Below are 25,563 nucleotides of genomic sequence, written 5' to 3'. Positions count from 1 at the left end.
CCCGTCCCTCCCCGCGAGCCGAAGGGCCTCCCGCCATGACCGTCACGGAGTTAGGACCGGTCTTCTTCCTGGCCGTCGTCGTCATCCTGCTCCTCTGCCGGCTCGTCGGCCGCGCCCTGCGCGCGCTGGGCCAGCCGCCCGTGGTGGGCGAGATGGTCGCCGGGGTGATGCTCGGGCCGTCCGTGCTCGGCCTGCTGGCGCCCGGCGTGGAGACGGCCCTCTTCCCGCCGGAGCTGCGGCCCGCGCTGTACGTCGCCGGGCAGATCGGCCTGGTCGTCTTCATGTTCCAGACCGGGTACGAGTTCCGGTCGGCCGGCATCCGGTCGGTGGCCAGGCCGGCCGCGATGATCTCGGGAGCCGGCATCCTCGTACCGCTCGCGCTGGGCGTGGGCCTGACCTACGCCGTGCACGGCCGGGTCGACGTCTTCCCGAAGGACGTGTCCGTCACCGTCTCCGCCCTGTTCGTCGGTGTGACCCTGGCCATCACCGCGTTCCCCATGCTCGCCCGCATCATCACCGAGCGCGGCCTGACCGGCACCCGCTTCGGCTCGCTGTCCCTGGCCTCCGGGGCGGTCGACGACGCGCTGGCGTGGGTGCTGCTCGCCGGGGTGCTGAGCCTGACCGGTAGCGGCGCCGGGCCGCTGGTCGTGGCCCTCGCGGGCAGCGCGGGTCTGGTGGCCGCCCTGGTCTTCCTCGCCCGCTCCGGCACCCGGCTCACCGGCCTGGTGAACCGCCGCAGCCCCGACGAGCTGCTGTTGGTCACCGTGGTCGCGCTGTTCATCGCCGCCTGGTACACCGACCGCATCGGCCTGTACGCCGTCTTCGGCGCGTTCAGCCTGGGCGTGGTCTTCCCGCGCTCCGAACCGGTGGACCGGGCCATCGGGACGATCGCGCCGATCAGCCGGATCGTCTTCCTGCCGCTGTTCTTCACCTACTCCGGCCTGAACACCGACTTCGCGCTGCTGGCCTCGCCCGGCCTGCTGCTGTTCACCGCGGGCTGCGTGGTGCTGGCCGTCCTCGGCAAGCTGGGCGCCTGCTGGCTGGCGGCCCGGGCGGCGGGGGAGGAGGGCGCGGTCGCGCTGCGCATCGGCACGCTGATGAACGCGCGGGGCCTGATGCAGCTGATCGCGATCAACATCGGCCTGGCGGCCGGCATCGTCACCCCGTCGATGTTCGCGGTACTGGTCGTGGTCGCCCTGGTGACGACGCTGATGGCCACCCCGATGCTCACCCTCTGGGACCGCCTCGACGCACGCCGGGCGCCCGGCCGGCCACAGGCGGAGCGGGTGGGGGCCGCGCCGTAGCACCGGCCCGGCCCACCCCGCCCCGGCGCCCGGCCGCCCGCCCCGGGGCCGGGCCGCCCGCCCGGTCCGTACGGCCGTGGCCGGGCCGGTGGTCGGCGCGCCCCCGCCGATCGGGGACAATGGGCGCCATGAGCGTTCGTACAGAGTCCTCCGCCCAGCACCGCGCCGGCTTCGCGTGCTTCGTCGGCCGCCCGAACGCGGGCAAGTCGACCCTCACGAACGCTCTGGTCGGCACCAAGGTCGCGATCACCTCCAACCGCCCGCAGACCACCCGGCACACCGTGCGCGGCATCGTGCACCGCCCGGACGCCCAGCTCGTCCTGGTCGACACCCCGGGCCTGCACAAGCCGCGCACCCTGCTCGGCGAGCGGCTCAACGACGTCGTACGCACCACCTGGGCCGAGGTCGATGTGATCGGCTTCTGCCTGCCCGCCGACCAGAAGCTGGGCCCCGGCGACCGCTTCATCGCGGGTGAGCTGGCCGGCATCAAGAAGACCCCGAAGATCGCCATCGTCACCAAGACCGACCTGGTGGACTCCAAGCAGCTCGCCGAACAGCTGCTCGCCGTCGACCAGCTCGGCCGGGAGCTGGGCATCGAGTGGGCGGAGATCATTCCGGTCTCCGCGGTCGGCGACAAGCAAGTGCAGCTCGTCGCCGACCTGCTCGTCCCGATGCTCCCCGAGAGCCCCCCGCTCTACCCCGAGGGTGACCTCACCGACGAGCCCGAGCAGGTCATGGTCGCCGAGCTGATCCGCGAGGCGGCGCTCGAAGGCGTACGGGACGAGCTGCCGCACTCCATCGCCGTCGTGGTCGAGGAGATGCTGCCGCGCGAGGACCGCCCGGCGGACAAGCCGCTGCTGGACATCCACGCCAACGTCTACATCGAGCGGCCCAGCCAGAAGGGCATCATCATCGGCCCCAAGGGCAAGCGGCTCAAGGAGGTCGGCGTGAAGTCCCGTAAGCACATCGAGGCGCTGCTCGGCACGCCGGTCTTCCTCGACCTGCACGTGAAGGTCGCCAAGGACTGGCAGCGCGACCCGAAGCAGCTCCGCAAGCTCGGCTTCTGAGACCCGCGGGGCGGGCTCACGCCACCCCGCGGATCCGCCGCACCAGCAGCGCCCCCGCCAGCCCGGTGGCCGCCGCGACCAGGTACAGCACCCGGTAGCCGCCCAGGTACGTCACGATCGGCGCGGCCAGCGCGGGGGCGGCGACCTGCGGCAGCGAGTTGGCGATGTTGATGACGCCGAGGTCCCGGCCCCGATGGCCGGCGGCCGGCAGCACGTCCGTCATCAGCGCGAAGTCCACCGAGGTGAAGACGCCGAAGCCGACGCCCAGCAGCGCCGCGGCGACCAGCGCGCCGGTCCAGGTCTGCCACCCGGCGAGCAGCGCGGTGGCCGCCGCCATGAGCACGCCGGCCCCGAGCACGAACGGTTTGCGGCGGCCCGTACGGTCCGACCAGATCCCGCCGGCGACGACGGTGGCGAGCAGCGTCACCGCGTTGACGGCGGTCAGGATCAGCACGCCGTCCTCGGGGCGGGGCCGGTGCAGCGCGTCGCGCAGGTAGTACAGCAGGTACAGCAGCGCGAGCGCGTTGCCCAGGTTGACCAGGAAGCGGGTCAGCCAGGCCCAGGCGAGGTCGGGGTGGCGGCGCGGCCGGATCCAGAACCCGGCGACAAAGGGCCGCCACGCGAACGGCGGCCGGTCGCCGGGCCCGATCCGCAGATCCTGGTAGCGCAGTACGTACGGGAGCGTCGCCAGCACCGTGAACGCGGCGCAGGCCACGTACCCCGCCGCGATGCCGCCGGCGGCCGACGCCAGCCCCGTACCGGCCACCACGCCCAGGATCTGCGCCGCGCCCAGCCAGCCGCCCACCGCGCCGCGCTGGAGGTGCGGCACCCGGTCCGGTACGGCGGCGGTGACCGCCGCGAACGCGGCGTTGAGCGTGAGCTGCACCAGGCACCACCCGGCCGCCATCACGGCGACGGTCCGGGCGGCCGCCAGCAGGCACAGTGCCGCGGCCCCGCCGAGGGCCCCGGCCACGATCCACGGCGTACGGCGTCCGAACCGCGAGGCCGTACGGTCCGACAGCGCCCCGAAGACCGGGTTGGCGACGAGCGAGACCGCGGCGCCCAGTCCGGTGACCCAGGCCAGCACCGACTCCTTCGACGTGCCCGGCGGCGCCAGCTCGGCCGCCTGGAGGGCCAGCAGGACCTGGATCGGGCCGTACCAGCCGACCCAGACCGCCCCGTTGGCCAGCGCCAGCGCGGCGGTCCAGCCGCGGCCCACCCGCCCGGCGGGCTCGGCGAGGGCCCCGGGCGTGCCCGTGGCCCCCGCGCCGGTCACCGCTGGGCCCGCAGCGCGTCCCGCAGCCAGCGGTACGAGGCCTTCGGCGTCCGCGCCAGCGTCCCGTAATCGACGTGCACCAGCCCGAACCTGCGGGCGTAGCCTTCCGCCCACTCGAAGTTGTCCAGCAGCGACCAGACGAAGTAGCCGCGCACATCCACCCCGGCGGTGAGCGCGTCGTGCACGGCCCGGATGTGCGCGTCCAGGAAGGTGATCCGCTCCCGGTCCTCGACGCCCTCGTAGGAGCAGCCGTTCTCGGTGATGACCACGGGCGGCAGGCGGTCGCCGTACCGGTCGCGGAACCCGGTCAGCAGCTCGGTCAGCGCCGCGGGCACCACGGGCCAGCCGAAGTCCGTGAACGGGTAGCCCTCGATCCGGCGTGGCGCGAAGGGCAGCCCCGGCGGCAGCTCGATCCCGGCGAAGTCGGCCGGCCCGGCGTCCTCCGCCCGCGGCGCTCCCACTCGCGTCGGCTGGTAGTAGTTCACCCCGTACCAGTCCAGCGGCTCACCGATGACCCGCAGGTCCTCGTCCACCGGCCCGGCCCCGGACAGCAGCCCCGCCGCCTGCACCTCCTCCGGGTAGCGCCCCAGCAGCACCGGCTCCGCGAACAAACGGTTCAGCAGCAGGTCGTACAGCCCCGCCGCCTCCTGATCGGCGACCGACTCCGACGCGGCCCACGTCGGCCCGTGCGAATTGGCGATCCCGATCCCGCCCGCTCCCCGGGCCCGCAGCGCCTGCACGGCCAGGCCGTGCCCCAGCAGCAGGTGGTGCGCCACCGGCAGCGCCGCGAATCCCAGCTGCTTCCCGGGCGCGTGCTGCCCCAGCCCGTACCCCAGCAGCGTCAGCTCGGCGGGCTCGTTGAGCGTGATCCACCGGTCCACCCGGTCCCCGAGCCGCGCCGCCACCGCGTCCGCGTACGCCGCGAACCGGCTCGCCGTGTCCCGCGCCAGCCATCCGCCCCCGGCCTCGACGGCTTGCGGCGTGTCCCAGTGGAAGAGCGTCGGCACGGGCCGTACGCCCGCCGCGCACACCTCGTCGACCAGCCGGTCGTAGAAGTCCAGCCCCGCCGGGTTGACCCGTGGTCCGCCGTCCGGCATCACCCGCGGCCAGGCCACCGAGAACCGGTAGGCGCCGACGCCCAGTTCCCCGATCAGCGCCACGTCTTCCCGGTACCGGTGGTAGTGGCCGGTCGCCACCCGCGCGTCCGACCCGTCCTTGATCCGCCCGGGCCGCTCGGCGAAGTCGTCCCACACCGACCGTCCCCGGCCGTCCTCGGCCACCGCGCCCTCGATCTGGTAGGCGGACGTCGAGACTCCCCACACGAACCCCGCGGGGAAGCGGGGCAGCGCAGACGACGGCAGCCCGTCCGGCACACGCGAAGCGTCCATGCGCCGGATCGTGCTTACCGCCGCGTACGGGTGTCAAGAGGCGCGCGCGGTACGGGAGTTACCGGTAGGTGCCGGTCAGCTGCCCTCCTTGAGGACTCTGCTGATCAGCTTGCGCTGTTCCTCGGTGAGGCGGGGGTCGGAGGCGTAGACCGTGTCGCCGTCGATGGTGATCTGGTAGCTGAAACCGTCGGGGACGCCTACCGGGGGCGTGCCCCGGCCGGCCGCGGCTGCCCGCTCGGCCAGGGCGTGCCATTCCGCGGCATCGGGCAGGCCCGAGGTGTCGACCTCGGCGTGGCGCTCGATGCCGGCGAAGCCGCCGGTGCGTCGTACTTGAATCCGCATGACGGGCTTCCTACCCAGTGGAGCTCAGGGAAACGGACAGAACGGGCCGGACCGCGGCGGATCAGCCGGTGGGGACGCCCACCTGCGACCAGGCCTTCAGGAGCGACTGCAACTCCGCGCCCTCACCGTACTTGGTGCGTGCGGTGGCGACGGTCAGGCGTGCGAAGTCGGCGAACTGGGCGTCCTTGTCGAGCTCGCCGCCGGTCAGCGTGTCGTACCAGATCTGGCCGGCCCGCTCCCACGCGTTGCCGCCGAGGTCCGTGGCGAGCAGGTAGAAGGCGTGGTTGGGGATGCCGGAGTTGATGTGCACGCCGCCGTTGTCGCGGGAGGTCTTGACGTAGTTGTCCATCGTCGCGGGCTGCGGGTCCTTGCCCAGCACGTCGTCGTCGTACGCGGTGCCCGGGGCCTTCATCGAGCGCAGCGCCTCGCCGGTGACGTTGGGGCCGAGCAGCCCGGCGCCGATCAGCCAGTCGGCCTGGGAGGCGTTCTGGCCGAGCGCGTACTGCTTGATCAGGGAGCCGAAGACGTCCGACATGGACTCGTTGAGCGCGCCGGACTGGCCGTAGTAGTCCAGGTTGGCGGTGTGCTGGGTGACGCCGTGGGTCAGTTCGTGGCCGATGACGTCGACCGGGATGGTGAAGTCGAGGAACAGGTCGTTGTCGCCGTCGCCGAAGACCATCCGCCGGCCGTCCCAGAAGGCGTTGTCGTATTTCACGCCGTAGTGGACGGTGGCGTCCAGCGGCAGGCCGGAGTCGTCGATGGAGTGCCGGCCGTACACCTTCAGGTACAGCTCGAAGGTCGCGCCGAGGCCCGCGTGCGCGCGGTTGACGGAGGCGTCCTTCGAGGGCTTGTCGGCCTCGGAGTGCACCTTCTTGCCCGGCAGCGTCTCCAGGTGCCGCGCGTCGTAGATGGTGCGGTTCGGCTTGTCCGAGGGGGTGCCGGTGGGCGCGGCCATGCCGCGGACGGTGGTGATGCGGCGGCGGGTGCGCTGCAGGGCGTCGTGCTCCAGGGTGCGCAGGGCGCGCTCGGAGCGGTCCGCGTCCTCCAGTCGCGAGAGGTGGTCGAGGACGTGGGGCGGCACGATCGTGCAGAAGACCGGGTGGGCCTCAGTGGCTTCAGGGTTCATGCACGGCAATGTGGCACTGGGTCACGGGCGTGTCACTCCCTGCCGCCATGATTCCTGAAATCGTGTGGTTGATCGCGTTTGAGGGGTTGGATCCGCCCGGTCCCGCATACTGATACGGGGCCGCCGATTCCGCGTCGCCTCGGCTAGGGTGCTGTGCATCATGCGTTACGGGCTGCTTCTCCTTAGCTGCCGCGGCGAGGGTCTGTTGTCATAGGGCCGACCCCCTCCCCGCGGGATTCGGTGCTGCGATTTTCGCCCCGTCGGCCTCTCCCCCCGCGGACATACGAGGAGCCCCGCGCCACCATGACGAATCCGTCGATTTCTGCTCAGATCGCTGAAAACTCGGTCGGCCGCCCCACGCCCGTCACGAACGCGACCCACACCCAGAAGCCCTCCGGCCTGCCGGTGCACCGCTACGGCGGCTACGAGGCCGTCGACATCCCGGACCGCACCTGGCCGGACAACCGCATCACCAAGGCCCCCCGCTGGCTCTCCACCGACCTGCGCGACGGCAACCAGGCGCTGATCGACCCGATGTCGCCGGCCCGCAAGCGCGAGATGTTCGACCTGCTGGTCAAGATGGGCTACAAGGAGATCGAGGTCGGCTTCCCCTCGTCCGGCGCCACCGACTTCGACTTCGTACGGTCGATCATCGAAGAGGGCGCGATCCCCGAGGACGTGACGATCTCCGTCCTGACGCAGGCCCGCGAGGAGCTGATCGAGCGGACCGTGGAGTCGCTGCGCGGCGCCCACCGGGCCACCGTCCACCTGTACAACGCCACCGCGCCGGTCTTCCGCCGGGTGGTCTTCCGCGGCTCCCGCGAGCAGGTCAAGCAGATCGCCGTGGACGGCACGCGGCTGGTCGTGGAGTACGCCGAGAAGATCCTGGGCCCGGAGACGGTCTTCGGCTACCAGTACAGCCCGGAGATCTTCACCGACACCGAGCTGGACTTCGCGCTGGAGGTCTGCGAGGGCGTGATGGACGTCTGGCAGCCCGAGGCGGGCCGCGAGATCATCCTGAACCTGCCGGCCACCGTCGAGCGCTCCACCCCCTCCACCCACGCCGACCGCTTCGAGTGGATGTCGCGCCACCTGTCCCGGCGCGAGCACATCTGCCTGTCCGTGCACCCGCACAACGACCGCGGCACCGCGGTCGCCGCCGCCGAGCTGGCGATCATGGCGGGCGCGGACCGGATCGAGGGCTGCCTGTTCGGCCAGGGCGAGCGCACCGGCAACGTGGACCTGGTCACCCTGGGCATGAACCTGTTCAGCCAGGGCGTGGACCCGCAGATCGACTTCTCGCAGATCGACGAGGTCCGCCGGACCGCCGAGTACTGCAACCAGATGGAGATCCACCCGCGCCACCCGTACGCGGGCGATCTGGTCTACACCGCCTTCTCCGGCTCCCACCAGGACGCCATCAAGAAGGGCTTCGAGGCCATGGAGGCCCAGGCCGCGGAGCAGGGCAGGAGCGTGGACGACCTGGAGTGGGCCGTTCCGTACCTGCCCATCGACCCCAAGGACGTCGGCCGCTCCTACGAGGCCGTGATCCGCGTCAACTCGCAGTCCGGCAAGGGCGGCATCGCGTACGTCCTGAAGAACGAGCACAAGCTGGACCTGCCGCGCCGGATGCAGATCGAGTTCTCCAAGACCATCCAGGAGAAGACCGACGCCGAGGGCGGCGAGGTCACGCCGGAGGCGATCTGGTCGGTCTTCCAGGACGAGTACCTGCCGACCCCGGAGAACGCCTGGGGCCGGATCGCGCTGCGCAGCGCGCAGACCTCCACGACGACCGAGGGCACCGACGCGCTGACCGTCGAGGCGGTCGTGGACGGCGCCGACACGGTCCTGACCGGCACCGGCAACGGTCCGCTGGCCGCGTTCTTCGACGCGCTGCACGCCATCGACGTGGACGTACGGCTGCTGGACTACGTCGAGCACACGATGAGCGAGGGCGTCGGCGCCCAGGCCGCCGCGTACATCGAGTGCGCGATCGGCGACAAGGTGCTGTGGGGCGTCGGCATCGACGGCAACATCGTGCGCGCCTCGATCAAGGCCGCCGTCTCCGCGGTCAACCGCGCGAGCCGCTGATCACCGGGCCGTCGTGCGGCCCGTGCCCCCGGGCCCAGGGCCTGACCGGCATCCGGGCCGCACACCGCCTGTGACCTGCGACGTACGGAGCGTCCCCCGATTCTCGCCGCGAGCGCCGGGGGGCGCTTGGGCGTTCAACCGGTTTAAACGGCCGTCTTGTCCGGTCCGCACTACTGACGTCGCATCACGGATGTGGCTAACATCACGTCAACGCGGCAAAGATGCCGGAGCGTTACGGAGGGTCGACGTGATGCACAAGCTGGCTGTGATGGGTGTGCGGACGTCCTGGCGCACCGTCGCCGACGGCGAGTTCTTCTGCCCCGAGTGCGGCGGGGACCGCAACTACCTCCGGCGGACCGGCCGCCGCCGGCTCACCGTGCTCGGTGTGCCGCTGCTGCCGCGCGGCACCGCGGGCCCGGTCGTCGAGTGCTCCGCCTGCCGCGGCCACTTCGCGCTGGACGCGCTGGACCACCCCACCACGACACGCTTCTCGGCGATGCTCCGGGACGCCGTGCACACCGTCACGCTGGCCGTGCTGGCCGCCGGCGGCACGGCCTCGCCGGGGGTGCGCAGCACCGCGGTCGGCACGGTGCGCGCGGCGGGCTTCGCGGACTGTACGGAGGACCAGCTGCTGACCCTGCTCGCCGCGCTCGCCGCCGACACCGGCCGGCTGCCCGGCGCGCACGACGGCGCCCTGTCCCGCGCCGCCTCCGGAAGCCCGGGCCGTCCCGGCGGCGGCCTCGACCCGTGCGGTACGGCGCTGGCCATAGAACTGCACGAGGCGCTGGAGCCGCTGGCCCCGCACCTCGCCCCGGCGGGCCGCGAGTCGCTGCTCCTCCAGGGCGCGCGGATCGCCCTCGCCGACGGCCCGTACCTGCCGTCCGAGCGGGAGGTCCTGACCACCGTGGGCGCGGCCCTGCTGCTGTGCCCGGACGACACCGCCCGGCTGCTGGCGGCGGCCCGTACGCCGTCCTGAGGCCGTAGGGGCCCGCAGAGCCGCCGGTGCGGCCCCTCCCGCCGGGTGCGCGAGAATGGACCGCATGAGTCTGTTCCGCGATGACGGCCTGGTGCTGCGTACCCAGAAGCTGGGCGAGGCGGACCGGATCATCACGTTCCTCACCCGCGGGCACGGCCGGGTCCGGGCCGTGGCCCGGGGCGTACGCCGTACGAAGTCCAAGTTCGGCGCGCGGCTGGAGCCGTTCTCCCACGTCGACGTGCAGTTCTACGCCCGCGGCAGCGAGCTGGTCGGGCGCGGCCTGCCGATGTGCACGCAGAGTGAGACCATCGCCGCGTACGGCAGCGGCATCGTCACGGACTACGCCCGCTACACCGCCGGTACGGCCATGCTGGAGACCGCCGAGCGGTTCACCGACCACGAGGGCGAGCCGGCCGTGCAGCAGTACCTGCTGCTGGTCGGCGGGCTGCGCACGCTCGCGCGCGGCGAGCACGAGCCGCACCTGGTGCTGGACGCCTTCCTGCTGCGCTCGCTCGCGGTCAACGGCTACGCCCCCAGCTTCGACGGCTGCGCCAAGTGCGGCCTGCCAGGACCGAACCGGTTCTTCTCCGTGGGCTCGGGCGGCGTGGTGTGCGGCGACTGCCGGGTGCCCGGCAGCGTCGTACCCTCCTCCGAGGCCATCGGGCTGCTGGCGGCGCTGCTGTCCGGCGACTGGGCGACGGCGGACGCGTGCGAACCCCGGCACGTCCGGGAGGGCAGCGGACTCGTCGCGGCCTACCTGCACTGGCACCTGGAGCGCGGGCTGCGCTCCCTGCGGTACGTCGAGAAGTAGATAGGCTCAGCAGTTCGGGGGCGAGCCCCGGCCCGGGAGGCGGGCGGCGGCTCGGACACGACCGCACCACGCACTACGCATAGGAGATGTGGACCGGATGGCACGACGCGGATTCCTGGGGCGCGGCCGACGCGACTACGAGACGCCCGAGCCGCACCCGTCCGGCGCGCGTCCGCCGAAGATCCCCGGCGAGCTCGTCCCGAACCACGTGGCGATCGTCATGGACGGCAACGGCCGCTGGGCCAAGGAGCGCGGCCTGCCCCGTACCGAGGGCCACAAGGTCGGCGAGGGTGTCGTCCTCGACGTGCTCAAGGGCTGCATCGAGATGGGCGTCAAGAACCTGTCGCTGTACGCCTTCTCCACCGAGAACTGGAAGCGCTCGCCCGAAGAGGTGCGCTTCCTGATGAACTTCAACCGGGACGTCATCCGCCGCCGCCGGGACGAGATGGACGCGCTGGGTATCCGGATCCGCTGGGTCGGCCGGATGCCGAAGCTGTGGAAGTCCGTGGTGCAGGAGCTCCAGGTCGCCCAGGAGCAGACCAAGGACAACGACGCCATGACGCTGTACTTCTGCGTGAACTACGGCGGCCGGGCGGAGATCGCGGACGCGGCGGCGGCCATCGCGGCCGATGTGCGGGCCGGGAAGCTGGACCCGGCGAAGGTCAGCGAGAAGACCGTGGCCAAGTACCTGTACTACCCGGACATGCCGGACGTGGACCTGTTCGTGCGGCCCTCGGGCGAGCAGCGCACGTCCAACTACCTGATCTGGCAGAGCGCCTACGCCGAGATGGTGTTCCAGGACATTCTCTGGCCGGATTTCGACCGGCGGAACCTGTGGGACGCCTGCCTCGAATACGCCAAGCGGGACCGCCGGTTCGGCGCGGCCCCCGAGGTGGGCACCGCGCAGCAGTAAGGCCGTACGGGACAGCGGCCGGACCCCTGGTCAGGGGTCCGGCCGCTGTCGTTGCGCCGTTGCCGTCGGTGCTCCGCGTCAGGCGGAGCCGGCGGCCGCCTTGGCCGCGCACTCACCGCACGTACCGAAGATCTCGATGGTGTGCCCGACGTCCTGGAAGCCGTGCTCGGCGGCGATCTGGTCCGCCCACTTCTCCACGGCCGGGCCCTCCACCTCGACGGCCTTGCCGCAGTTGCGGCACACCAGGTGATGGTGGTGGTCGTCGGTGCTGCACCGCCGGTAGACGGCTTCGCCCTCGTTGGTGCGCAGCACGTCCACCTCGCCCGCGTCGGCGAGGGACTGCAGCGTCCGGTAGACGGTGGTCAGGCCGACCGAGTCCCCCCGGTGCTTGAGCATGTCGTGCAGTTCCTGCGCGCTGCGGAATTCGTCCACCTCGTCCAGTGCCGCTGCCACGGCGGCCCGCTGCCGCGTCGACCGGCCGCGCACCGGAGATCCAGCGCTCGCCACCGTTGCCTCCCTAGGTCTCGGGACGTCCCCCTGCACATCAGTCCGGCCATTGTGCCAGGTGATGACCGGAGCCCGGGTGCAACGCTTACGCGACGTACCTATCCCTTGGCCCCTTGCACGCTGACATCGTCGCCGGGGGAGCGGCTGCCGGGCACGTCCAGAGTGCACTGCCGGGCGGCTTCGGCCGCGGCCCGCGCGCGCTTTCTGGCCAGCGGGGCGGCCAGCGCCGCCATCAGCGCGAAGACCGCTATGGCCAGCAGCACGATGCTCGCGCCGGGCGGCACGTCCACGTAGAAGGAGAAGACCGTACCGGAGAGGGTGACGACGACACCGATGGCGACGGCCAGCGCGAGGGTTATCGCGAAGCCGCGAGTGGCCTGTTGGGCGGCGGCCACCGGTACCACCAGCAGCGCGCTGACGAGCAGCAGGCCGACGGCGCGCATCGCGACCGTGACGGTGAGCGCGGCGGTGACGGCCAGCAGCAGGTTCAGCCACCGCACGGGCAGGCCCATGACCCGGGCGAACTCCTCGTCCTGGCAGACGGCGAACAGCTGCCGGCGCAGTCCGAGCGTGACGGCCATCACGAAGGCGGCCAGCAGACAGGTGACCGTGACGTCCTCGGCGGAGACGCTGGTGATCGAGCCGAAGAGGTAACTGGTGAGGTTGGCGGTGGAACCGCCGGGCGCCAGGTTGACGATCAGCACACCGCCGGCCATACCGCCGTAGAAGAGCATCGCCAGCGCGATGTCCCCCCGCGTACGGCCCTTGGAGCGCACCAGCTCCATCGCGATCGCGCCGAGCGCGGCGACCAGCACGGCCATCCACACGGGCGAGGTGCGCAGCAGGAAGCCCAGCGCGACACCGGTCAGCGCGACATGGCCGATGCCGTCACCCATGATCGCCTGACGGCGCTGGACGAGGTAGATGCCGACGGCCGGCGCGGTGATGCCGACCAGGAGGGCGGCGAGCAGCGCGCGCTGCATGAAGGCGTAGTTCAGGAGATCCATGTCAGGTCAGTCCGTCTCAGGTCAGCAGCCCGGTACGGACCGGCTCGGCGGCCGGGTCCGCGTGCGGGTGGACGTGGTCGTGGCCGGGCTGGGGGTACCCCCTGCTCGAACAGAGTTGAGAGCTTGGGGGAGTGCTGGCCACCGCCTCGGACGGCGGCCCGTCCTGCACCACACAGCCGTCGCGCAGCACCACCGCGCGGTCGATCAGCGGCTCCAGCGGGCCCAGCTCGTGCAGCACGAGCAGCACGGTGGCGCCCGCCGCGACCTGCCCCCGCAGCGTCTCGGCCAGCACCTCCTGGCTGGCCAGGTCGACGCCGGCCATCGGCTCGTCCATGATCAGCAGTTCGGGGGAGCCGACCAGCGCGCGGGCGATCAGCACCCGCTGGTGCTGGCCGCCGGAGAGCGCCTCGACGGAGTCCTTGGCGCGGTCCGCCATGCCCACCAGGTCCAGCGCCCGGTGGACGGCGTCCCGGTCGGCCCGGCCGGGCCACTTCAGCTTCGTACGGGCCAGCCGGCCGGAGGAGACGATCTCGCGCACGGTGGCGGGCACGCCGCCCGCCGCCGTGGTGCGCTGCGGGACGTACCCGATGCGCGCCCAGTCCCGGAAGCGGCGCTGCGGGGTGCCGAACAGCTCCAGCTCGCCGCTGGTCAGCGGCACCTGGCCGACCACCGCGCGGACGGCGGTGGACTTGCCGGAGCCGTTGGCGCCGAGCAGGGCCACCACCTCGCCGCGCCGTACGGTCAGGTCGACGCCGCGCAGGACGGGGCGTGCGCCGAGCGCCGCACCCGCCCCGCGCAGCGATATGACCGTGTCCTGGTCCTTCATGGCCGGGTCCTCCCGTCGTGCCGTACGTATGTGTCCCGCCGGGTACCCGGCCGCGCCGTCCGGCCGGTCACTTGGCGCCGAGCGCCTTCTGCAGCGCCGCCAGGTTGGACTCCATGACCTGGACGTAGTCCGTGCCCTGGGACTTCTCGGTGATCCCCTCGATGGGGTCGAGCACGGCGGTCTTGACGCCGAGGTCCTTGGCCAGCGTCTTGGCCATGGCGGGGCTGGTCAGCGTCTCGAAGAAGACCGTGTCGACGTGGTGGTCCTTGGCGAGCTTCTGCAGTTCCTTCATGCGGCTGCCGCTGACGTCGCCCGACTCGGGGTCGATGCCGTTGATGGCTTCCTCGGTCAGGCCGTAGCGCTCGGCGAGGTAGCCGAAGGCGGCGTGGGTGGTGATGAAGGTGTCCGTCTTCTTGTTCTTCAGCCCGTCCTGGAACTTCTTGTTCAGGTCGTTCAGCTTCTTGACCACGTCGTCGGTGTTACGGGCGTAGTCCGCCTTGTGCGCGGGGTCGGCGTCCGCGAGGGTCTTGCCCACGCCCTTGGCGACCTGGGCGAACTTCACCGGGTCGAGCCAGATGTGCGGGTCGTCGCCGTCGGCTTCGTGGTCGTGGCCTTCATGGCCCTCGTGGCCGTGCTCGTCGTGGCCGGTGCCGTTGTCGCCGGTGGTGTGGTCGTGGCCGTCGACCTCCGAGCCGTGCTTCTTCAGCTCGGTCAGGGACGCCGCGTCGACGGTGTGCTGCACCCCGGACTGCTGGACGGCCTTGTCGACGGCGGGCTGGACGCCCTTGAGGTAGACGATCGCGTCGGACTCGCCGAGGTCGGCGATCTGGCGGGGGCTGAGTTCCAGGTCGTGCGGCTCGGTGCCGGGCTTGGTCAGGTCGGTGACCTGGACGTGGTCCTTGCCGATCTCCTTGGCGAGGAACTCCATCGGGTAGAACGACGCCGTCACGTTCAGTTTGCCGTCGGCCTTGCCGCCGCCGGAGTCGGAGCAGGCGGAGAGGGCCAGCATGCCGATCACGGAGGCTCCGGCTATGACGGCGGTGGGGAGGTGACGTCGTACGTTCATGACACTCATTTTCAACAAAAGTGGAAACGATTGTCAACAAGGGCTCCTGGAGCGGGCGGGCGGCGAACCGATTTGATCCGGGGGGCAGGGCCGCCGGTAACCTGAGTCATTCGCCCGTACGCTTCCCGGCCACCACCCCTCCAGGAGGCGCCAGGGCGCCGCTCCTATTAATCGTTCGTCGTCGCAATGAAGAGAGCACCGTGGCCGCCGACAAGATCGACACAATCGTCAGCCTGAGCAAGCGCCGTGGCTTCGTATACCCGTGCAGTGAGATCTACGGCGGCCAGCGCGCCGCCTGGGACTACGGTCCCCTCGGTGTGGAGCTCAAGGAGAACATCAAGCGCCAGTGGTGGCGTTCCATGGTCACCTCGCGCGACGACGTGGTCGGTATCGACTCGTCGGTGATCCTGGCGCCCGAGGTCTGGGTGGCCTCCGGCCACGTCGCGACCTTCACCGACCCGCTGACCGAGTGCACCGCCTGCCACAAGCGGTTCCGCGCCGACCACCTCGAAGAGGCGTACGAGGCCAAGCACGGCCGCCTCCCCGAGAACGGCCTGACCGACGTCAACTGCCCGAACTGCGGCAACAAGGGTCAGTTCACCGAGCCCAAGCAGTTCTCCGGCCTGCTCTCCACCCACCTCGGCCCGACCCAGGACAGCGGCTCCGTCGCGTACCTGCGCCCCGAGACCGCACAGGGCATCTTCACCAACTTCGCCCAGGTCCAGCAGACCTCCCGCAAGAAGCCGCCGTTCGGCATCGCGCAGATGGGCAAGTCCTTCCGCAACGAGATCACGCCCGGCAACTTCATCTTCCGCACCCGCGAGTTCGAGCAGATGGAGATGGAGTTCTTCGTCAAGCCGGGCGAGGACGAGCAGTGGCAGGAGTACTGGATGGAGCAGCGGTGGAACTGGTACCGCGACCTCGGCCTCCGCGAGGAGAACATCCGCTGGTACGAGCACCCCGCCGAGAAGCTCTCGCACTACTCCAAGCGCACCGCTGACATCGAGTACCGCTTCCAGTTCGGCGGCTCGGAGTGGGGCGAGCTGGAGGGCGTCGCCAACCGCACGGACTACGACCTGTCCTCGCACTCCAAGGCGTCCGGCCAGGACCTGTCCTACTTCGACCAGGAGGCCGGCGAGCGCTACACCCCGTTCGTCATCGAGCCCGCGGCCGGCGTCGGCCGCGCGATGCTCGCCTTCATGCTCGACGCGTACAACGAGGACGAGGCGCCGAACGCCAAGGGCAAGATGGAGAAGCGCACCGTGCTGCGCCTCGACCCGCGCCTGTCGCCGGTCAAGGTCGCCGTCCTGCCGCTGTCCCGCAACCCGCAGCTCTCGCCGAAGGCCAAGGGCCTGGCCGCTGACCTGCGCAAGAACTGGAACATCGACTTCGACGACGCGGGCGCCATCGGCCGCCGCTACCGCCGCCAGGACGAGATCGGCACGCCGTTCTGCGTCACCGTCGACTTCGACACCCTGGACGACAACGCGGTCACCGTGCGCGAGCGCGACACGATGAAGCAGGAGCGGGTCTCGCTGGACCAGATCCAGTCGTACCTGGGCGGGCGCCTGCTGGGCTGCTGACGTCAGCCGGTTTTCCGTGCATCGGCCGGGCCGGGGGGGATACCCGGCCCGGCCGATGCGTGTACCGGGACCTTGCGGCCCGGCCGGCGTTTGCGGCCGTCTTTCACCGGGCCGCCCGCGTGGCGAGAGCCGCACAGAGCGCCGCCAGCGGCAGCTCCGCCCCGACGGCCATGGCCATGGCACTCGCCAGCTCGCCACCCGGCCCGGCCGTTGCCACATCGACGCACGCGTCGGCGAGGAGCAGCACCGCTGCCGCCGCCGCGGCACCCCGGTGTCCCGGCCGCCCCGCCGTCAGCCGCGTACCGGCGACCAACAGGCACGCCGCCTCGACCGCGTCCAGCGCCACCCACGCCACCGCCTCCGCGGGCGGCAGCGTCCCCGCCAGGTACCCCATCCACGGCAGCAGGGCCAGCCCGGCGCCGGTCAGGACGCGGCCCGCCCACGTACGGCGGCTCGCCGAGAGGGAGAACGGGCGGGTGGTGCAAGGGGAGTTGACGGCGAGCAGCGCCATGGACGGGCCTCTTCCGAAGTGGCTGAGCCCGGCCTTCGGGCTCGTGATCCACTCTTCCGGCGGGACCGGCCGCGGTCAGTAACGCCGGTGTCCGACCTGGGGTGGCACCAATTGCACCCCCGGAGCGGAAAGTGGCTTCATGGCCCGCCGGCCGGCCGCCGCATACCGTTCGGACATGACCATCCCACCGCGGTTGCGCCGTGCGCTCGTACGCCTGCGCCGCGATCTGCTCTTCATAGCCGCCGGGCTGCCGCTGCACGCCGTACCGCCGCTGCTGTTCTTCTGGATCCTCGTGCAGCTGCAGGACATCCTGGGGCCGGCGTCCGACGTCGGGACGCTGTTGCTGCCGTTCCCGGTGGGGCTGCTCCTGCTCGCCGCGTACGGCCTCACCGAGGCCCAGCGCCGGCGGTTCCGGTCGCTGTGCGGCGTGGACCTGCCAAGGTTGCGCTTCCGTGAGGGCAAGCGGCAGTGGGCCTACAACTGCCTGATCGGGCCGCTCTTCGGGCTGCTCGAACTCCTCGTGCTCGGCGTGCTCGCGGTGGCCCTGGCCGCGGTGACCAGTCTGCTGTGGGTCGAGCTGCTGGGGTGGCAGTGGCGGGTGGATCACATGGGGGTCTGGACCTGGGCCGGGTACGCCACGGCCGCCGGCCTGCTGGTCCTGGCCGCCGTGCCCGCCCTGGCCGGCGCCCTCGTACGGCTGGAGAACGTGGTCGGCCGGGCAGTGCTGCACGTCAGCCGCTCCGAGGAACTGGAACGGCGCGTCGAGGACCTGACCGAGAGCCGGGCCGGCGCGGTCGACGCCGCCGACGCCGAACGCCGCCGTATCGAACGGGACCTGCACGACGGCGCGCAGCAGCGGCTGGTCGCCCTCGCGCTGAACCTGGGGCTGGCCAAGGCCACGCTCAAGGACCTGCCGCCCGAGGCCCAGCAGGTCATCGACGAGGCGCACCGCGAGGCCAAGGAAGCCATCGAGGAACTGAACAGCCTGGTACGCGGACTGCACCCGGCCGTACTGGACGAACTCGGCCTGGACGCCGCCCTGTCGGGCCTCGCGGCCCGGGCGCCGCTGCCGGTGCGGCTGTGGACGGACCTGCCCGTCCGGGCCGCGCCCGCCGTCGAGGCGGTCGCCTACTTCGTCGTCTCCGAGGCCCTGAACAACGTGGCCAAGCACGCGGAGGCCACCCGGGCGGAGGTGACCGCGACCCGCTTCGGGGAGATACTGCGGGTGGTCGTCACCGACGACGGGGTGGGCGGTGCCGATCCGGCCCGGGGGAGCGGCCTGAAGGGGCTCGCCCAGCGTGTGCGCTCCGTGGACGGGACGTTCCGGATGAGCAGCCCCGTCGGGGGCCCGACCGCCATGACCGTGGAGTTGCCGTGCACGACCTGACGCCCGCCGTACGCCGCGCCGTGATCGCCGAGGACTCCGTCCTGCTGCGGGTCGGGCTGGTGAAGGTGCTGGAGACGGCCGGTTTCGAGGTGGCCGCCGAGGTCGGCGACTCCGAGGCGCTGCTGGCGGCGGTGGCGGAGCACCGCCCCGGCCTGGCGGTGGTGGACGTACGGATGCCGCCCGGCTTCACGGACGAGGGGGTGCGCGCGGCGCTGGAGATCCGGGAGCGGTGGCCGGACACGGCCGTACTGATGCTGTCGCAGTACGTGGAGGAACGGTACGCCGCCCACCTCCTCGCCTCGAACACCAGCGGTATCGGCTATCTGCTCAAGCAGCGGGTCGCCGACGTCGAGGAGTTCATCGAGGCGCTACGCCGGGTCGCCGACGGCGGTACGGCGCTGGACCCGCAGGTGGTGGCGCAGCTGCTCGTACGGCGGCGGAGCGATCCGCTGGAGCGGCTGACCGAACGCGAACGGGAGGTGCTGGCCCTGATGGCCGAGGGCCGCTCCAACGCGGGCATCGCCGGGGCCCTGGTGGTGAGCGAGTCCGCGGTGGCGAAGCACATCAACAACATCCTCGCCAAGCTGGACCTGCCGAAGGCGGACGCGGATCATCGGCGGGTGCTGGCGGTGTTGCGGTTCTTGGGGGTGTGAGGGGGTCAGGGCCGGATGAAGTCTGTAGTGTCCAGGACGCAGTCGAAGGGCTTGGGGATGCGGAGCTTGTCACCGAACGGCGCGGTGCGGCGCTTGGTGTAGCCGTCTTCAGAGGGTTCCCAGAAGACGATTGCGTGCTGCTCCTGCATGTCCAGCAGTAGGTACACCGGAACACCGGCGCGTCCGTACACAGGAAGCTTGTCCTCCCAGTCCGCACCGCGCGTCGACGTGGAGGTCAGCTCGCCGACGAGTGAGAGCACTTCGCCGTCGAGGAAGGAGGCGTCGGTGTCGAAGGCGCTCGCAGCGGCGACGTAAAGATCTGGCCCGTAACATCGCTCCTGGCCCGGGAAAGCGACCAGGTTGGGGGCGCTTGCGATGAGGTGACCCTCAGGAGCGTGCGGCCTCAGCTGTGCCTCGATCGACAGCATGATGGGTGTGCAGTAAGGCTTCGACCACGGCGACATGACGATCTTTCCCCCGATGATTTCCGCCCGGTAGCCATCGGGCACGTCCATGCTCAGGACGGTGCGGCACAGCTCCTGGAAGGCTGCCGAGCCGTGGGAAACGTCTATGGTCTTCGGTCGTTCGAGCATCACTGTCATGATGCACCCTCCCCGCGAAGTGATCCAGTCAACACTCAGCGTAGTGGGCGCCGCTGACAATCGCCGCCGTTACTCAACCCCCCAACCCCCGCAACACCAACTCCACCACCGCCTCCATCGCCTCCTCGATCCCCGGCTGCGCCCACTCCGCCGCGTAGCACGGATCGTGGAAGCGGCCGGTCGCGTCGAAGACGGCGCGTGCCAGTTTCGCCGAGTCGCCCGGCGCGAAAGCGCCCTGTTCGATGCCGTCGAGGATGATCGCCGCGAGCTGGCCGGTCAGGTCGGCGACGTGCTGCTCCACCACGCCGCCGCTCTCGCCGACCAGCGTCATGTAGGTCGCGAACAGTTCGGGATCGTCGCCCGCCTTGTGCCGCTTCGCGGTGAACAGTTCGTGCACCCAGCGGCGCAGCCGCTCCGGCGCCGGGCCGTCCTCGGTGGCGACGGCCCGCAGTTGGCCGCTCGTACGGTCCAGCCAGCGCTGCGTGACCGCCTCGCGCAGCGCCGTCTTCGTACGGAAGTGCCGGTAGACGCTGCCGTGGCTGACGCCCAGCGCGCGCGCCACGTCCACGACGGTCGCCTTGGCCGGGCCGTAGCGGCGCAGGACGTCCTCGGTGGCTTCGAGGATGCGTTCGGGGGTCAGGGTCTCGGCGGGTGGCATGGGGGCGTACGGCCTTTCGGTCGGGGGCGCCGTGCGGGGCGTCCTGGTACGGACGCGGAGACGTCCTCCTACGGACCGTACCCGGACGCCCCCTGGCCGTGCCCTTAAGGTCAGCGCTCGCTGTCCAGGAGGGCCATCTGCTGCTCCGGGTAGCGGTCGCCGGCGACGGCGTCCGCCGGGACGGCGCGCTCGATGGCCGCGAGGTCGTCGGCGGTCAGCGTGACGTCCAGCGCGCCCAGCGCCTCGGTCAGCCGGTCACGGCGGCGGGCGCCGACCAGCGGGACGATGTCCTCGCCCTGGGCGAGCACCCAGGCGATGGCGGTCTGCGCGACGGTGACGCCCTTCTGCTCGGCGATCTTGCGCAGCGCGTCGGTCAGGTCGAGGTTGCGGTGCAGGTTCTCGCCCTGGAAGCGCGGGCTGGCCGCGCGGAAGTCGTCGGCCGCCAGCTTGCGGTCGCGGGTGAAGTGGCCGCTGAGCAGGCCGCGGGAGAGCACCCCGTACGCGGTGATGCCGATGCCCAGTTCGCGCGCGGTCGGCAGGATCTTCTCCTCGATGCCGCGGGAGACGAGCGCGTACTCGATCTGGAGGTCGGAGATCGGGGCGACGGCGGCGGCCCGGCGCAGGGTGTCCGCGCCCACTTCGGACAGGCCGATGTGCCGTACGTGTCCGGCCTCGACCAGTTCGGCGATGGCGCCGACCGTCTCCTCGATCGGCACGGCGGGGTCGAGGCGGGCGATCCGGTAGATGTCGATGTGGTCGGTGCCCAGGCGCTGGAGCGAGTACGCGGCGAAGCTCTTGACCGCCGCCGGGCGGCCGTCGAACCCGATGAAGTCGCCTTCGACGGTGCGCTGGGCACCGAACTTCACGCTGGTCAGGGCCTGCTCGCGGCGGGCCGCCGGTGCGGTCCGGAGCGCTTCGTTGATCAGCAGTTCGTTGTGGCCCATGCCGTAGAAGTCACCGGTGTCCAGCAGGGTGATGCCGGCTTCGAGGGCCGCGTGGACGGTGGCGATCGATTCGGCGCGGTCGCCCGGGTCGCCGTACAGGGCGGACATGCCCATGCAGCCGAGGCCGAGGGCCGAGGTCTGCGGGCCTGTGGTGCCGAGGGTGCGGGTCTGCACGGGGTGCTCCTCAGAAACGGAGGGGGTGGTGGAGGCCGGCGCGCGTCGCGGCGGACGCGGTACGCGCGGCGGCACACCTCAACCATGGCACTTGCGATGACAGATTTCAATATCTGTCATTCAGTGTTCGTGTGGGCCGGCGAACCGGCCGCCCCGCGCCGCAAGCCCTCCCACTTCCTCGCCCCGTGCCTACCGCACCACCCGCGGCAGCCGGAACGTCAGCGCCGTGTTCAGCACGACCGTCGCCAACTGCGCCAGCAGTGCGACGACGAGGGCGTCCCGTACCCCTGCCGACGGCACCAGTGCGAGGAAGAGCGTGCCGAGCGTCGCGACGCCCAGCGCCAGACCGGCCTGCTGGGTGGTGACCATCGCGCCGCTGCCCACCCCGGCCTGCGCTGCCGGCAGTTCGCTGAGGACGATCCGCAGCAGGACCGGCAGGACCAGGCCCTGGCCCACACCGAGCACCGTCATCGCCGCCGCCAGCGCGGGGGCGGACACGTCGTCCCACTGCGTACGGAAGACGAGCGCCAGCGTGAGCAGGCCGGTGCCTTGGATCAGCGACCCGGCCACCACCACGCGCCGCCCGAAGCGGGCCACCAGCCGCGGCCCGGCCAGCGACGCGAAGAAGAACGCCACACACAGCGGCGCGAGGGCGAGCCCGGCGGCCAGCGGCCCGTACCGCAGGCCGTCCTGGAGGGCGACGGCCACCACGAACATGAACCCGCCGAAACCGATCGAGAACGGCAGGATCACGCTCAGGCCGCTGCGGACGGACGGCAGGCGCAGCAGGGACGGCGGGACGAGCGGGGCGCGCCCGGCCCGTTCCGCGCGCCGTTCCACGGCGACGAACCCCGCCGCGGCGAACGGGAAGACCACCGGCAGCAGCCAGGACCACACCGGCCAGCCCGCCGCGCGCCCCTCGGTCAGCGGCAGCAGGAGGCTGACCAGTGCCACGGCCAGCAGCGCGGTGCCAGGCACGTCCACCCGGCTGGGGTGCGGCGAGCGGGTCTCGGGCACGGTGCGCAGCGCGAGCAGCAGTGCCGCCGCGGCGATCGGCACGTTGACCAGGAACACCGCGCGCCAGCCGGTCCCGGCCAGGTCGACGGCGACCAGCAGCCCGCCGAGCACCTGCCCGAGGGCGCTGGAGACCCCGGCCGTACCGCCGTACAGGCTGACCGCCTTGGCCCGGCGCGCCCCGCTCGTCGTGGCCTGGATGGTGGCCAGCACCTGCGGCAGCAGCAGCGCGGCCGCCGCGCCCTGGGCGACGCGCGCCGCCACCAGCGTCCAGGCGTCCGGTGCCAGTCCGCAGGCGAGCGAGGTGATCCCGAAGGCGGCCAGCCCCCACAGGTACAGCCTGCGCCGGCCGACGATGTCGCCGAGCCGGCCACCGACGACGAGGAGCACCGCGTACGCGACGCCGTAACCCGCGACGACCATCTCCAGGAGGGCCGGGCCCGCACGCAGGTCGCGGTCGATGGTCGGCAGCGCCACGTTGACGATAAAGAAGTCGATCATCGGCAGGGCGGCGCCGAGCAGCACGGTGACCAGGCCGAGCGTGGTCAGGACGGGGTGGGTGGGGCGGGTGGGGGCGGACTCCGGGGTCCGCGTGGGGAGGGTTCGTACGTCGGTATCGCTCACAGGGACGACGATCGTCCGCCGCCCAGAGGGGTACCAGAGTCTCCTTATCCTGGTACCGGTGCTACCTGGCAACCCGCTGAGCACTCCGGCATCCTGAGTCCATGACCGCCACCATGCCGGAGAGAACGCCGCAGCGCACCGGGCCCGCGCGGACCGACGGTGACGTCCGGCGCGGCGAACTGGCCGCCTTCCTGCGCAGCCGCCGCGAGCGGATCACCCCGGAGCAGGTCGGCCTGCCGCGCGGCCCCCGCCGCCGTACGCCGGGCCTGCGCCGCGAGGAGGTCGCCCACCTCTCCGCGGTCGGCGTCACCTGGTACACGTGGCTGGAACAGGCCAGGGACATCAAGGTCTCACCGCAGGTGCTGGACGCCGTGGCCCGCGCGCTCCAGATGGACCGGGCCGAGCGCGGCCACCTCTTCGCGCTGGCCGGCGCGACCGATCCGGTGCGCGGCAAGGAGTGCACGGGCGTCCCGCTGCCGATGCGGCGGATGCTCGACCAGCTGGCGCCGTTCCCGGCCGTCGTGCAGAACAGCCGCTTCGACATCCTCGCGTACAACAGCACCTACGGGCGGCTGCTGCGCGACCTGGACGCGCTGCCCGAGGAGGACCGCAACTGCCTGTGGCTGGCGTTCACCGACGAGGAGTGGCGGGCGAGCCTGGTGGACCTGCACGAGACGCTGCGGGTGATGGCCGCGAAGTTCCGCGCCTCCATGGCGGGCCATGTCGCCGAGCCCGCCTGGAAGACGCTGGTGGCGCGGCTGGAGGAGGCGTCGCCGGAGTTCCGTGAGATCTGGGCGCGCCAGGAGGTCGTACGGCCGGTGAGCCAGTCCAAGCTCTTCCGCCAGCGGGACGTGGGCCTGCTGCGGCTGTCCTCCACCGGCCTGTGGACGGGCCCCAGCCACGGCCCGAAGATGCTCACCTACTCGCCCGACGACGAGCAGTCGCGCGAGCGCCTGGAACAGCTTCAGGCCCTGATCCGCGCCGAGGGCTGACCGCCGGGCCCGTGCGGCGGGTGCTGCCCGTCCGGCGCGTCCGGCGCGGACTCCAGCCGTTCCGCGGTACGGCGGGCGGTGCCGCGCGCCCAGCGGCCGGTGGTCAGCGCGCCCAGCAGCAGGACGGCCGCGCCGCACCCGGCGATGATCCACCAGGCGGGGCGGCTCGCCTCGACGAACCGGCTGCCGGTGGCGGCGGTGCGGATCCCGCCGGCCAGTACGGCGCCGATCACCGCGACGCCCAGCGAACTGCCCACCTGCCGGCTGGTGGAGGCGATGGCCGCGGCCACACCCGCCTGCGTACGCGGCATCCCGGACACCGCGGTGTTGGTGATGGGCGCGTTCACCAGCCCGAAGCCGACACCGAAGAGCACGTACCCGGTGAACAGCAGCGGTGTGCTCGCCTCCGCCTCGAACCCCGCGAACAGCACCCCGCTGGCCGCCATCGCCAGCCCGGCCAGCAGCAGCGGCAGCCGCGGGCCCACCGAACCGACCAGCCGCCCGGACAGCGGCGCGAAGACCAGCGTCATGCCCGCCATGGGCAGCATGTAGAGGCCCGCGTCCAGGGCGGACAGGCCCCGCACGTCCTGGAGGTAGAGCGTGTTCACGAAGAGGAAGCCGCTGAGCGCGGCGAACGCGCAGACCGCCACGACCGTCGCGCCACTGAACGGCGCGCTGCGGAAGAACCGCAGGTCGATGAGGGGGTCGGCACGGCGCCGCTCGTACAGCAGCAGTCCCGCCAGCGCGGCGACGGCCGCCGCCGCGAAGCCGAGGATCAGCGGCGAGGTCCAGCCGGCCGCCGGCGCCTCGATGATCGCGTACGTCAGCGCGCCGAGCAGCGCGATCACCAGCAGCTGGCCGACCGGGTCGACGCGGCGCGGCCTGGGCGCGCGCGACTCCGGCACGTACCGCAGGGTCAGGAACAGCGCGAGCGCCCCGATGGGCACGTTGATCCAGAAGATCGCGCGCCAGTCGACGGTCTGCACCAGCAGCCCGCCGACGATCGGCCCGGCCGCCATGCTGATGCCGACCACACCGCCCCACACGCCGATCGCGCGGGCCCGCTCCCTGGGCTCGGTGAAGGTGTTGGTGATGATCGACATGGCGACGGGGTTGAGCATCGAGCCGCCGACGGCCTGCACCATACGGAACGCCACCAGGCACTCCAGGTTCGGCGCCAGGCTGCACAGCAGCGAGCCGAGCGAGAAGACCACCAGCCCCGCCTGGAAGACCCGGCGGCGGCCGAGCCGGTCGGCGGTGGAGCCGGCCAGCATCAGCAGCGAGGCCAGCACCAGCGTGTAGGCGTCGATCGTCCACTGCATCCCGGAGACGGTGGTGTCCAGGTCCTTCTGCATGGACGGCAGGGCGACGTTCAGGACGGTGTTGTCGAGACTGACGATCAGCAGGCTCATACAGCAGATCGCCAGGACGAGCAGGCGCCGCCGATGGCTCAACTCAGGCATAGATGAACGCTACAACGAATGCGGGGCGGTGGCTCCGGGACGGCCGCCGCCCGGGTGGGTGAGGGGCTGCCCGGGTCCGGCGGAGGCGAACGAAGGCAGCCGTCGCGCGGATGCGCGAGGGGCCGCACAGCTGCACGGCACAGGCCCGCGAAGGAAGCCGCTCCCGCTGACCGTGACGACGATGACCTACGGCTCCGGCGAGGCCACCGCGCGGGTGCGCGACAATGGGAGGTCGCCCCCCGCCCGCCGACCCCGAAG

Annotated in this window: 24 protein-coding genes; 10 read left to right on the top strand and 14 right to left on the bottom strand. The window is 71.8% G+C overall.

Annotated elements, in window-relative coordinates:
• The first annotated feature begins 35 nt into the window (after positions 1-35).
• Together AB0L45_RS01180 and era are read left to right on the top strand one after the other, a co-directional pair.
• A complete protein-coding gene (locus AB0L45_RS01180) occupies positions 36-1,304 on the top strand; it encodes a cation:proton antiporter (RefSeq protein ID WP_365834817.1) in 1,269 nt (422 codons plus the stop codon).
• Between the two features lie 128 nt (positions 1,305-1,432).
• Positions 1,433-2,371 carry a GTPase Era gene (gene era / locus AB0L45_RS01175; RefSeq protein ID WP_365834815.1) on the top strand — a complete coding sequence of 313 codons (939 nt, stop codon included), beginning with the start codon at positions 1,433-1,435 and terminating at the stop codon, positions 2,369-2,371.
• A 16-nt stretch (positions 2,372-2,387) separates the two neighbouring features.
• Here the strand turns inward: era and AB0L45_RS01170 are convergent, their stop codons facing one another.
• The 4 genes from AB0L45_RS01170 to AB0L45_RS01155 all read right to left on the bottom strand — a co-directional run bounded on the left by AB0L45_RS01170 (position 2,388) and on the right by AB0L45_RS01155 (position 6,503).
• Complete coding sequence (locus AB0L45_RS01170) at positions 2,388-3,647, bottom strand: MFS transporter (protein ID WP_365834813.1); 1,260 nt, start codon at positions 3,645-3,647, stop codon at positions 2,388-2,390.
• A complete protein-coding gene (locus tag AB0L45_RS01165) occupies positions 3,644-5,035 on the bottom strand; it encodes a GH1 family beta-glucosidase (RefSeq protein ID WP_365834811.1) in 1,392 nt (463 codons plus the stop codon). Before AB0L45_RS01165 ends, AB0L45_RS01170 begins: the two co-directional genes overlap by 4 nt.
• A gap of 75 nt (positions 5,036-5,110) precedes the next feature.
• Entirely contained in the window at positions 5,111-5,377 is a 267-nt protein-coding gene (locus AB0L45_RS01160) for a protealysin inhibitor emfourin (RefSeq protein WP_365834809.1), read from the bottom strand.
• 61 nt (positions 5,378-5,438) lie between these two features.
• Positions 5,439-6,503, bottom strand: coding sequence for a M4 family metallopeptidase (locus tag AB0L45_RS01155; protein ID WP_365834807.1), 1,065 nt, complete (start codon positions 6,501-6,503; stop codon positions 5,439-5,441).
• 303 nt (positions 6,504-6,806) lie between these two features.
• On the opposite strand from AB0L45_RS01155, the gene leuA reads away from it, so the two are divergent.
• The 4 genes from leuA (at position 6,807) to AB0L45_RS01135 (ending at position 11,294) form a co-directional block, all read left to right on the top strand.
• Positions 6,807-8,594 carry a 2-isopropylmalate synthase gene (gene leuA, locus AB0L45_RS01150; protein WP_365834805.1) on the top strand — a complete coding sequence of 596 codons (1,788 nt, stop codon included), beginning with the start codon at positions 6,807-6,809 and terminating at the stop codon, positions 8,592-8,594.
• A 250-nt stretch (positions 8,595-8,844) separates the two neighbouring features.
• Positions 8,845-9,570 (top strand): TerB family tellurite resistance protein, encoded by a 726-nt coding sequence (locus AB0L45_RS01145; RefSeq protein WP_365834803.1) that lies wholly within the window; start codon positions 8,845-8,847, stop codon positions 9,568-9,570.
• A 64-nt stretch (positions 9,571-9,634) separates the two neighbouring features.
• Positions 9,635-10,381, top strand: coding sequence for a DNA repair protein RecO (gene recO, locus AB0L45_RS01140; RefSeq protein WP_365834800.1), 747 nt, complete (start codon positions 9,635-9,637; stop codon positions 10,379-10,381).
• Positions 10,382-10,478: 97 nt separating this feature from the next.
• On the top strand, positions 10,479-11,294 hold the full coding sequence (locus AB0L45_RS01135; RefSeq protein WP_365834798.1) for an isoprenyl transferase: 816 nt from the start codon (positions 10,479-10,481) through the stop codon (positions 11,292-11,294).
• A 78-nt stretch (positions 11,295-11,372) separates the two neighbouring features.
• On the opposite strand, the gene AB0L45_RS01130 is transcribed toward AB0L45_RS01135, so the two are convergent.
• The 4 genes from AB0L45_RS01130 to AB0L45_RS01115 form a co-directional block, all read right to left on the bottom strand.
• A complete protein-coding gene (locus AB0L45_RS01130; RefSeq protein ID WP_030021954.1) occupies positions 11,373-11,801 on the bottom strand; it encodes a transcriptional repressor in 429 nt (142 codons plus the stop codon).
• A gap of 98 nt (positions 11,802-11,899) precedes the next feature.
• A complete protein-coding gene (locus AB0L45_RS01125) occupies positions 11,900-12,808 on the bottom strand; it encodes a metal ABC transporter permease (protein ID WP_365834796.1) in 909 nt (302 codons plus the stop codon).
• Positions 12,809-12,824: 16 nt separating this feature from the next.
• A complete protein-coding gene (locus AB0L45_RS01120) occupies positions 12,825-13,634 on the bottom strand; it encodes a metal ABC transporter ATP-binding protein (protein WP_365834794.1) in 810 nt (269 codons plus the stop codon).
• A gap of 67 nt (positions 13,635-13,701) precedes the next feature.
• Positions 13,702-14,700 (bottom strand): metal ABC transporter substrate-binding protein, encoded by a 999-nt coding sequence (locus AB0L45_RS01115; protein WP_365834792.1) that lies wholly within the window; start codon positions 14,698-14,700, stop codon positions 13,702-13,704.
• Positions 14,701-14,900: 200 nt separating this feature from the next.
• On the opposite strand from AB0L45_RS01115, the gene AB0L45_RS01110 reads away from it, so the two are divergent.
• A complete protein-coding gene (locus AB0L45_RS01110) occupies positions 14,901-16,283 on the top strand; it encodes a glycine--tRNA ligase (RefSeq protein WP_365834790.1) in 1,383 nt (460 codons plus the stop codon).
• A gap of 103 nt (positions 16,284-16,386) precedes the next feature.
• On the opposite strand, the gene AB0L45_RS01105 is transcribed toward AB0L45_RS01110, so the two are convergent.
• On the bottom strand, positions 16,387-16,794 hold the full coding sequence (locus AB0L45_RS01105) for a hypothetical protein (protein WP_365834788.1): 408 nt from the start codon (positions 16,792-16,794) through the stop codon (positions 16,387-16,389).
• Positions 16,795-16,969: 175 nt separating this feature from the next.
• Here AB0L45_RS01105 and AB0L45_RS01100 point away from each other — a divergent pair, with 175 nt between their 5' ends.
• Both AB0L45_RS01100 and AB0L45_RS01095 read left to right on the top strand, forming a co-directional pair.
• A complete protein-coding gene (locus tag AB0L45_RS01100) occupies positions 16,970-18,181 on the top strand; it encodes a sensor histidine kinase (RefSeq protein WP_365834786.1) in 1,212 nt (403 codons plus the stop codon).
• Positions 18,182-18,201: 20 nt separating this feature from the next.
• Positions 18,202-18,834, top strand: coding sequence for a response regulator transcription factor (locus AB0L45_RS01095; protein ID WP_365835596.1), 633 nt, complete (start codon positions 18,202-18,204; stop codon positions 18,832-18,834).
• 5 nt (positions 18,835-18,839) lie between these two features.
• On the opposite strand, the gene AB0L45_RS01090 is transcribed toward AB0L45_RS01095, so the two are convergent.
• From AB0L45_RS01090 to AB0L45_RS01075, 4 genes are all read right to left on the bottom strand, one after another.
• The gene (locus AB0L45_RS01090; protein WP_365834784.1) at positions 18,840-19,436 is read right to left on the bottom strand and encodes a Uma2 family endonuclease; all 597 of its coding nucleotides are present in this window, start codon (positions 19,434-19,436) and stop codon (positions 18,840-18,842) included.
• A 73-nt stretch (positions 19,437-19,509) separates the two neighbouring features.
• Positions 19,510-20,094 (bottom strand): TetR family transcriptional regulator, encoded by a 585-nt coding sequence (locus tag AB0L45_RS01085; RefSeq protein WP_365834782.1) that lies wholly within the window; start codon positions 20,092-20,094, stop codon positions 19,510-19,512.
• Positions 20,095-20,204: 110 nt separating this feature from the next.
• Positions 20,205-21,212, bottom strand: a complete 1,008-nt coding sequence (locus AB0L45_RS01080; RefSeq protein WP_365834780.1) for an aldo/keto reductase — start codon at positions 21,210-21,212, stop codon at positions 20,205-20,207.
• A 189-nt stretch (positions 21,213-21,401) separates the two neighbouring features.
• A complete protein-coding gene (locus tag AB0L45_RS01075) occupies positions 21,402-22,850 on the bottom strand; it encodes an MFS transporter (protein ID WP_365834778.1) in 1,449 nt (482 codons plus the stop codon).
• A gap of 113 nt (positions 22,851-22,963) precedes the next feature.
• Here AB0L45_RS01075 and AB0L45_RS01070 point away from each other — a divergent pair, with 113 nt between their 5' ends.
• The gene (locus tag AB0L45_RS01070; RefSeq protein WP_365835594.1) at positions 22,964-23,842 is read left to right on the top strand and encodes a helix-turn-helix transcriptional regulator; all 879 of its coding nucleotides are present in this window, start codon (positions 22,964-22,966) and stop codon (positions 23,840-23,842) included.
• On the opposite strand, the gene AB0L45_RS01065 is transcribed toward AB0L45_RS01070, so the two are convergent.
• Positions 23,815-25,305, bottom strand: a complete 1,491-nt coding sequence (locus AB0L45_RS01065; protein WP_365834776.1) for an MFS transporter — start codon at positions 25,303-25,305, stop codon at positions 23,815-23,817. The genes AB0L45_RS01070 and AB0L45_RS01065 overlap by 28 nt on opposite strands.
• Positions 25,306-25,563: the final 258 nt, after the last annotated feature.

The sequence above is a fragment of the Streptomyces sp. NPDC052496 genome (assembly GCF_040679095.1).
Classification (GTDB): domain Bacteria; phylum Actinomycetota; class Actinomycetes; order Streptomycetales; family Streptomycetaceae; genus Streptomyces.
Note: the sequence above shows the minus strand (reverse complement) of the source record. Positions and strands in the feature narration are given on the sequence as shown.

Bases quoted from the DNA above. Each gene is read 5' to 3' on its own strand.
- AB0L45_RS01180 (WP_365834817.1), top strand. From the start codon at position 36: ATGACCGTCACGGAGTTAGGACCGGTCTTCTTCCTGGCCGTCGTCGTC.
- era (WP_365834815.1), top strand. From the start codon at position 1,433: ATGAGCGTTCGTACAGAGTCCTCCGCCCAGCACCGCGCCGGCTTCGCG.
- AB0L45_RS01165 (WP_365834811.1), bottom strand. From the start codon at position 5,035: ATGGACGCTTCGCGTGTGCCGGACGGGCTGCCGTCGTCTGCGCTGCCC.
- AB0L45_RS01160 (WP_365834809.1), bottom strand. From the start codon at position 5,377: ATGCGGATTCAAGTACGACGCACCGGCGGCTTCGCCGGCATCGAGCGC.
- AB0L45_RS01155 (WP_365834807.1), bottom strand. From the start codon at position 6,503: ATGAACCCTGAAGCCACTGAGGCCCACCCGGTCTTCTGCACGATCGTG.
- leuA (WP_365834805.1), top strand. From the start codon at position 6,807: ATGACGAATCCGTCGATTTCTGCTCAGATCGCTGAAAACTCGGTCGGC.
- AB0L45_RS01145 (WP_365834803.1), top strand. From the start codon at position 8,845: ATGCACAAGCTGGCTGTGATGGGTGTGCGGACGTCCTGGCGCACCGTC.
- recO (WP_365834800.1), top strand. From the start codon at position 9,635: ATGAGTCTGTTCCGCGATGACGGCCTGGTGCTGCGTACCCAGAAGCTG.
- AB0L45_RS01135 (WP_365834798.1), top strand. From the start codon at position 10,479: ATGGCACGACGCGGATTCCTGGGGCGCGGCCGACGCGACTACGAGACG.
- AB0L45_RS01125 (WP_365834796.1), bottom strand. From the start codon at position 12,808: ATGGATCTCCTGAACTACGCCTTCATGCAGCGCGCGCTGCTCGCCGCC.
- AB0L45_RS01120 (WP_365834794.1), bottom strand. From the start codon at position 13,634: ATGAAGGACCAGGACACGGTCATATCGCTGCGCGGGGCGGGTGCGGCG.
- AB0L45_RS01115 (WP_365834792.1), bottom strand. From the start codon at position 14,700: ATGAACGTACGACGTCACCTCCCCACCGCCGTCATAGCCGGAGCCTCC.
- AB0L45_RS01105 (WP_365834788.1), bottom strand. From the start codon at position 16,794: ATGGCGCTGCTCGCCGTCAACTCCCCTTGCACCACCCGCCCGTTCTCC.
- AB0L45_RS01100 (WP_365834786.1), top strand. From the start codon at position 16,970: ATGACCATCCCACCGCGGTTGCGCCGTGCGCTCGTACGCCTGCGCCGC.
- AB0L45_RS01090 (WP_365834784.1), bottom strand. From the start codon at position 19,436: ATGACAGTGATGCTCGAACGACCGAAGACCATAGACGTTTCCCACGGC.
- AB0L45_RS01085 (WP_365834782.1), bottom strand. From the start codon at position 20,094: ATGCCACCCGCCGAGACCCTGACCCCCGAACGCATCCTCGAAGCCACC.
- AB0L45_RS01070 (WP_365835594.1), top strand. From the start codon at position 22,964: ATGCCGGAGAGAACGCCGCAGCGCACCGGGCCCGCGCGGACCGACGGT.
- AB0L45_RS01065 (WP_365834776.1), bottom strand. From the start codon at position 25,305: ATGCCTGAGTTGAGCCATCGGCGGCGCCTGCTCGTCCTGGCGATCTGC.